Source organism: Acinetobacter schindleri CIP 107287, from assembly GCF_000368625.1.
GTDB classification, from domain to species: Bacteria; Pseudomonadota; Gammaproteobacteria; order Pseudomonadales; family Moraxellaceae; genus Acinetobacter; species Acinetobacter schindleri.
The window spans coordinates 98544-105907 of record NZ_KB849575.1 but is presented as its reverse complement, the minus strand read 5'-3'; the positions used below and the strand labels follow the sequence as shown (position 1 = coordinate 105907).

The window sequence follows — 7364 nt, the reverse complement described above, 5'->3', positions numbered from 1 at the left end:
TAAAACCTAACTCAACCAATCTTAACTAAGTTACTGTTTTATCAGAAGTTTTAATCTTCATCACCGCCGATGGATGTGCATTCTACAGTATTTCACACCACGTGCAACCCCCTTTTTCAACAAAAATTACCGTCTGTTTATTTATTCTACAAAAAACCAGTTTTTCTCTATCTTTTGACTAAAAATGGTACAGAATCAGGCACGTTACTTAATATTTTCTTTGTCTTTCTTATAAAAAGCTTCATTACTTTTCTAAATCTGCATATAAACTGATTACTCTTCATATAATTTTTATTTAAATATTCATTATCTTTTATTTTAGCAGCCGCTCATTCTTATCATTTCAAAAAATAATTTTTCATACTTTTAAAACATATCCTCAAGAAAAACCCCGATAAATATCTTTTAGCGAAATATAGATAATTACTTCAAGCTCGTTATTTTCAATAAGTAGTGTCGCAATAATGGTTTCAGCATCGTTATTACTTATGGTTATATTATTGGACCACCAATCAGTGATCACATCAGACGAAAGCAAAGTTATCTCAGTAAAGTCAGACAATATACAAAGCAGAATACTTAAAGAAATAAGTAATCTAATTGAGAAGTAATTTAAGAACTCATTCTAATTTGATTTGAATTATTAAATTTCAGGCATAAAAAAACCGCTTAACGCGGTATCTTTTATCTCGACCATCTTTAAGGAGATGGTCGGAGCAGTAGGATTCGAACCTACGACCCCCTGGTCCCAAACCAGGTGCACTACCAGGCTGTGCTATGCTCCGATTTCAACTTTAAAAGTTGGGGTGAATGACGGGATTCGAACCCGCGACAACTGGAATCACAATCCAGGGCTCTACCAACTGAGCTACATCCACCATCATTTTGATTCTAAAATACCAGGCAACCAAATGGCGCGCCTGACAGGATTCGAACCTGTGACCATCCGCTTAGAAGGCGGATGCTCTATCCAACTGAGCTACAAGCGCTTTACCGATGATACTTATCATCCGCCTTGAAGAATTGGTCGGAGCAGTAGGATTCGAACCTACGACCCCCTGGTCCCAAACCAGGTGCACTACCAGGCTGTGCTATGCTCCGATTCATCTCAGCTTTCGTATCAAGCTAATCGCTTGGTACGGTGTGCATTCTAGGCGCGACGCCCAAAGACGTCAACACCTATATTTAAAAAAAATCAAAAAATCGCTTCAAGCGTATATTTATCAAGCATTTCAGACATTTTTTATACAAATCCTAACGTTTTAGACTGGCACTAAAGTCCAACATCCGGTCAAGTGGTAATTTTGCCCGTTGTGCCAAAGCAGGATCGACATGAATTTCCTGATCACCATGTTGCAACACATGCAGAATACCATCAAGTTCATTCATCGCCATCCAAGGACAATGCGCACATGAGCGGCAGGTAGCTCCCTCGCCAGCAGTTGGTGCTTCAATCAGGATCTTGTCCGGTACAGCCTGCTGCATTTTGTAGAATATACCGCGATCTGTTGCCACAATTAGTCGCTCATTAGGCAAAGTCTGAGCAGCTTTAATGAGTTGCGAGGTACTTCCAACAGCATCTGCAATTTCAACTACAGACATAGGGGATTCAGGATGTACCAGTACCGCAGCATCTGGATACAACGCTTTCATATTGGCAATGCCACGTGACCGGAATTCTTCATGCACAATGCACGCACCATCCCATAGCAACATATCGGCACCGGTTTTCTTTTGAATATAACGACCAAGATGCTGATCTGGCGCCCAAATGATTTTTTCACCTAAGCTATCTAAATGCTCGATAATTTCTACTGCACAGCTTGACGTCACCACCCAGTCCGCACGTGCTTTTACAGCTGCCGAAGTATTGGCGTAAACCACTACAGTATGATCAGGATGAGCATCGCAAAACTTGGTAAATTCATCGACAGGACAACCGAGATCCAGTGAACAGGTCGCTTCTAATGTTGGCATAAGTACAGTTTTATTCGGTGATAAAATTTTAGAAGTTTCCCCCATAAATTTCACACCAGCGACGACCAAAGTGGACGCTGGATGATCGCGACCAAAACGAGCCATTTCCAATGAATCAGATACGCAACCACCGGTGAGTTCTGCCAGTTCCTGAACTTCAGGATCGCAGTAATAATGTGCGACCAGTACAGCATCACGCTTTTTAAGCTCTGCCTGGATCTGTGCAAACTTTTCCTGCTTGGCCTGTTCACTTAACTGATGCTCTTTCGTCTCACCCAGGCGGTCCAAATGTGCCTGCACAATTGATTTGGCTTCATTGGCTATCAGTTTGGTTGCATCATTCATAACAACATCTTCTCTTTTCCTATATGCCTGCCTTACGCCAGACATCCACCCTACATCACATACCGGTCATTTTTGGCAATATGCCTTTTTTTGACCATTCAATAAAAAATTAAAAAGTATAAAAAAGCCTCCAAACGGAGGCTTTTGAATTAAATCAGCATTATGAACGATAGTCCGCATTGATTCGGACATAGTCATAAGACAGGTCACAGGTATAAACCGTATCTTTCGCTGTACCTCGTCCAAGGTCAACACGAATGGTCATTTCTGCCTGAGACATCACTCGCGCACCAGCTTCTTCCGTGTAATCTGCCGCTGCACCACCATCTTTACAGATTTGTACATCATCTAACCAAACCTGAATTTTTGCAACGTCTAAGTTTGCCACACCAGCATAACCAATCGCAGCCAGGATACGCCCCCAGTTTGGATCAGAAGCAAAGATCGCTGTTTTCACCAGCGGAGAATGGGCAATACTATAGGCAATATCACAACATTCTTGTGTATTCGCCCCACCCTCAACTGCCACAGTGATAAATTTGGTCGCGCCTTCACCATCACGTACGATCAATTGAGCCAAACGTTTCATGGTACGTGTAAGTACTTCAAGAACTACTGCATAACGTGGATCTTCAGTAGAGCTAATTTCAGCACCGCCCGCCTGTCCAGTCGCAATAAAAATACAAGAGTCATTGGTTGAAGTATCGCCATCAATGGTAATACGGTTGAATGACACGTTCACTGTTGTAGATAGCAACTGTTGAACCAGTTCACGGCTAATCGGTGCATCGGTGGCTACATACCCTAACATGGTCGCCATATTTGGACGAATCATGCCCGCACCTTTAGAAATACCAGTCATGGTATAGGTGATGCCATCCATTTCGAACTGTTCAGAAGCACCTTTTGGTGTGGTGTCTGTGGTCATGATCCCAGTCGCTGCATCTACCCATGCATCATCACACAATGAGTCTAGTGCTGGCTGTAAACCGCTCAATAGGCGCTCCATTGGTAGTTGCTCACCAATCACACCTGTTGAGAATGGAAGCACTTGCTCTGGTTTTACGCCAGCAAGCTCAGCAAGCTTTGCACAAGTTGCTTCTGCATTTGCCATACCGGTTGGGCCTGTACCAGCATTGGCATTACCCGTATTAATCACTAAATAACGTGGTTTGCCTACTGTCAAATGTGCCTTAGACACATGAACCGGTGCTGCACAAAAAGCATTCTGGGTAAATACCCCTGCAACATTGGAGCCTTCAGCCAGTTCAAATATCACCAGGTCACGTCGGTTCTGATAACGCACATACGCTTCTGCCGAACCAATTTTTACCCCTTTCACCACATGCATCTGTGGCATAGATACGTCACCAACTGCCATTTTAAAATGTCCAATATTGAAGTTTTAGAAAAATACAGCTTAGTTGATCTGAGACAAAAAATCGAGCCAAAGCCTGATAGACGCTCACTTTTCTTATGGTTTTTCACAATAAAAAACCAGCATAGTGACTGGTTTTATTAAGCTCAGCAAAACTTAGTTTTTTGCCAGCTGGGCAGCTTCATTTAGCAATGCTTGTTTCGCCTGTTGCTGACTAGTCGTGGACAATGCCGGATTAGATGCCACAATACGATCAGCATTGGCTGCATTGGCAGCAGTAATTGCAGCAGTTTGTAGTACAATCGGACGGTTCGGATTGGCAAAGGTATAACGGATACCTGTACGAGGGCTTTCCACAGTCACCTGACCGCTTGCATCTACCTGAACAGGTGCAGTCGTTGGGCCAATGGCTTGTTTGACTTTATCTACAGTTGTGGTTTCTGAAGCTGCAAAACTCAATGTAGGGATTGCCAAAGCAGCAATCATCAACGGTTTTAATACTTTTTTCATTGTCTGTCCGCAATTTGATGTCCAATGAGCAACTAAATAACACTTAATGTTATGGACTGCAATTCAAAATGTGCTTTTGAAAAACTTTTTCACATAAAAAAATCAGAGCCCTGGAGCTCTGATTTTTTATATCACTTAAATTTTACCGTGACACTGTTTGTATTTCAGACCTGAACCACATGGACACGGTGCATTACGACTTGCAGGCGCTTCAAATACCGGTGCAACTGAAGTTGTATTGGCATTTTGCAGGGTATGATCTTCTTCCCCACCCTCCAGCAGACTGTCAAATTCCTGATGAGACAACTGGATACGCATTGCTTCAGCCTGAGCCTGTTGCTGTGCTTCCATCTCAGCCAGTTCTTCAGCAGTTGGTACATGGATACGGGACAGGTCCATCACCACATCAGATTTGATCACACCCAGCATATTCACAAACAGGTTGTACGCTTCTTTCTTGTATTCCTGTTCCGGATTTTTCTGTGCATAACCACGTAGATGAATACCTTGACGCAGGTAATCCATCGCAGCCAGATGCTCTTTCCAATGACGATCCAGAGAATTCAACAGGAAGTGACGTTCCAAAGTCGCTGCCGATTCAGCACCCATCTGTTCACGACGTTCGCGGTAGCGATTAATCACTTCATCGGTAATACGTTCAACCAGACCTTCTTCATCCAGACGACGGTCCTGTTCTAACCATTGACCTATTGGTAATTCGAAGTTCAGGTCTTCTTTCAATGCCTGTTCTAGACCTTCAATATCCCACTGGTCATGAATAGATTCTGGCGGAACATAGTTCGCAATCATGCCTTTCATGACATCGCGGATCATTTCTTCGATGTAATCTTGTAGCGAGCTTTCGGCCAGAATGTCATCACGTTGAGAATAGATAATCTTACGCTGTTCGTTATTTACGTCATCGTATTTCAACAGGTTTTTACGAATATCAAAGTTACGCGCTTCAACTTTACGCTGTGCATTTTCAATTGAGCGCGATACCATCTTGTGCTCAATCGCTTCATCTTCTTGCAGACCCATGGCACGCATCATGGCAATGATACGGTCACCTGCGAAGATACGCATCAAGTCATCTTCAAGTGACAGATAGAAACGGGATACACCCGGGTCGCCTTGACGGCCAGCACGACCACGCAACTGGTTATCGATACGACGCGATTCGTGACGCTCAGAACCAATAATATGCAAGCCACCTGAGGCCAATACGGCTTCATGGTTATCTTCCCATTCAGCTTTCAAGCGAGCTTCATCTTCAGCTGTTGGATTTTCAATTTTAGCGAGTTTGGCTTTCCAGTTACCGCCCAGCAAAATATCGGTACCACGACCTGCCATGTTTGTTGCAATGGTTACTGCACGTGGTGCACCAGCTTGGGCAATAATATCTGCTTCACGTTCGTGCTGTTTTGCATTCAGAACTTCGTGCTGAATGCCCGCTTCTCGCAATTTGTCAGAAAGAATTTCAGAAGCTTCGATAGTCGCAGTACCAATTAGAATCGGTGCTACACCAGCTTCATGAACACGTTGAATCTCCTGAATAATCGCGTTGTATTTACCTTCACGATTCAGGTAGATCAAGTCATTCTGGTCATTACGGATCATTGGACGGTGGGTTGGAATCAGCACCACATCCAGACCATAAATTTCTTTCATTTCCGCAGCTTCAGTATCCGCTGTGCCGGTCATACCAGACAGTTTTTTATAAAGACGGAAATAGTTCTGGAAAGTTGTGGTTGCAAGCGTCTGGTTTTCAGGCTGGATTTCCAGACCCTCTTTCGCTTCTACCGCTTGATGCAGACCTTCAGACCAGCGACGGCCCGGCATGGTACGACCCGTGTTCTCATCAACAATGATGACTTCACCTTCATGGATGATGTAATGCACATTGCGTTGATACAGGTAATGCGCACGAATTGCCGCAGTCACGTGATGCACAAGATTCAGGTTAGATGCTGAATACAGACTCTCGCCTTCAGCTAGCAAACCCATAGAAATCAGTTCATTTTCAACAAATTCAAAACCGGTTTCGGTGATTTCTACAGAACGCTGTTTTTCATCAATCCAGAAATGACCGCCATCCGGCACTTTCTCTTCTTTTTGCGGATGTAATTTTGGTGGAATACTATTGATTGCAGAATAAAGCTGAGAAGAGTCTTCACTTTGACCAGAAATGATCAATGGTGTACGTGCTTCATCGATCAGGATCGAATCGACCTCATCGATAATCGCATAAGTCAGACCACGCTGCTTTTTCTCTGCCAGCGAGAACACCATGTTGTCACGCAGATAGTCAAAACCGAATTCGTTATTGGTACCGTACGTGATATCGGCTTTATAAGCTTCAGCTTTTTCTGCCGGGTTTTGCATGGAGTAAATGATACCAATGCTCAAACCCAAGAATTCGAATAATGGACGGTTTAACTCAGCATCACGCTGTGCCAGGTAATCGTTCACAGTAATGACATGTACGCCCTGACCACTTAAAGCATTCAGATAACAGGCCAAGGTACCCATTAGGGTTTTACCTTCACCAGTACGCATCTCGGCAATTTTGCCTTCATGCAGGGTAATACCACCGATCAGCTGTACGTCGTAATGACGCATTCCCATAATACGTTTACCTGCTTCACGGCAGACCGCAAACGCTTCAGGGAGTAATTTATCTAGACTTTCGCCGTTATTATATCGTTGTTTGAATTCTTCAGTTTTTGCAGATAAGTCTGCATCGCTTAGGGCTGATATCGTCGGCTCGAGCGCATTAATCTTGTCTACGATTTTACGCATGCGTTTGAGTTCGCGCTCATTTTTGGTACCGAAGATTCCTCCGATCAGACTTGCCAACATGAATAGACTCTCTAAATCTTGCTTGTCAAATGAATATGTTCTTAGTCGTTTATTATGGTGCTAGAAATTTGAACTACAAGGGTTTTAATAAAAAAACCTTATTCCAGCTTCCAGCCCGGAGATCTAAGGCAACGTAATGTAGCAAATTTTGAACACGCAATATAGTAAAATGCATGGCTGTTTGATTCAAAAGCAGATAGATGGATTTTATCTTTATGCACTTTTGCTCATAAGAAAAGCTAAAAACGCTATTTTTAATTATAAAAAAACTGGTTCATATTAGTTTTATCCA

4 protein-coding genes and 4 tRNA genes are annotated in these 7364 nt (G+C 43.1%); all 8 read right to left on the bottom strand.

Annotated features, from left to right (window positions below; all coding sequences use genetic code 11):
* Positions 1 to 708 precede the first annotated feature (708 nt).
* The 8 genes from F955_RS03765 to secA all read right to left on the bottom strand — a co-directional run bounded on the left by F955_RS03765 (position 709) and on the right by secA (position 7072).
* Positions 709 to 785, bottom strand: a tRNA-Pro gene (locus F955_RS03765).
* 17 nt (positions 786 to 802) lie between these two features.
* Positions 803 to 878 (bottom strand) — tRNA-His (locus F955_RS03760).
* A 34-nt stretch (positions 879 to 912) separates the two neighbouring features.
* Positions 913 to 989: transfer RNA gene (locus tag F955_RS03755), tRNA-Arg, on the bottom strand.
* Between the two features lie 35 nt (positions 990 to 1024).
* Positions 1025 to 1101: transfer RNA gene (locus F955_RS03750), tRNA-Pro, on the bottom strand.
* A 153-nt stretch (positions 1102 to 1254) separates the two neighbouring features.
* Positions 1255 to 2322, bottom strand: a complete 1068-nt coding sequence (nadA, locus tag F955_RS03745) for a quinolinate synthase NadA (RefSeq protein WP_004891531.1) — start codon at positions 2320 to 2322, stop codon at positions 1255 to 1257.
* A gap of 160 nt (positions 2323 to 2482) precedes the next feature.
* Complete coding sequence (gene argJ, locus F955_RS03740) at positions 2483 to 3703, bottom strand: bifunctional glutamate N-acetyltransferase/amino-acid acetyltransferase ArgJ (protein ID WP_004891528.1); 1221 nt, start codon at positions 3701 to 3703, stop codon at positions 2483 to 2485.
* A gap of 153 nt (positions 3704 to 3856) precedes the next feature.
* Complete coding sequence (locus F955_RS03735) at positions 3857 to 4210, bottom strand: hypothetical protein (protein ID WP_004891526.1); 354 nt, start codon at positions 4208 to 4210, stop codon at positions 3857 to 3859.
* 135 nt (positions 4211 to 4345) lie between these two features.
* Entirely contained in the window at positions 4346 to 7072 is a 2727-nt protein-coding gene (gene secA, locus F955_RS03730; protein WP_004891523.1) for a preprotein translocase subunit SecA, read from the bottom strand.
* Positions 7073 to 7364 lie beyond the last annotated feature (292 nt).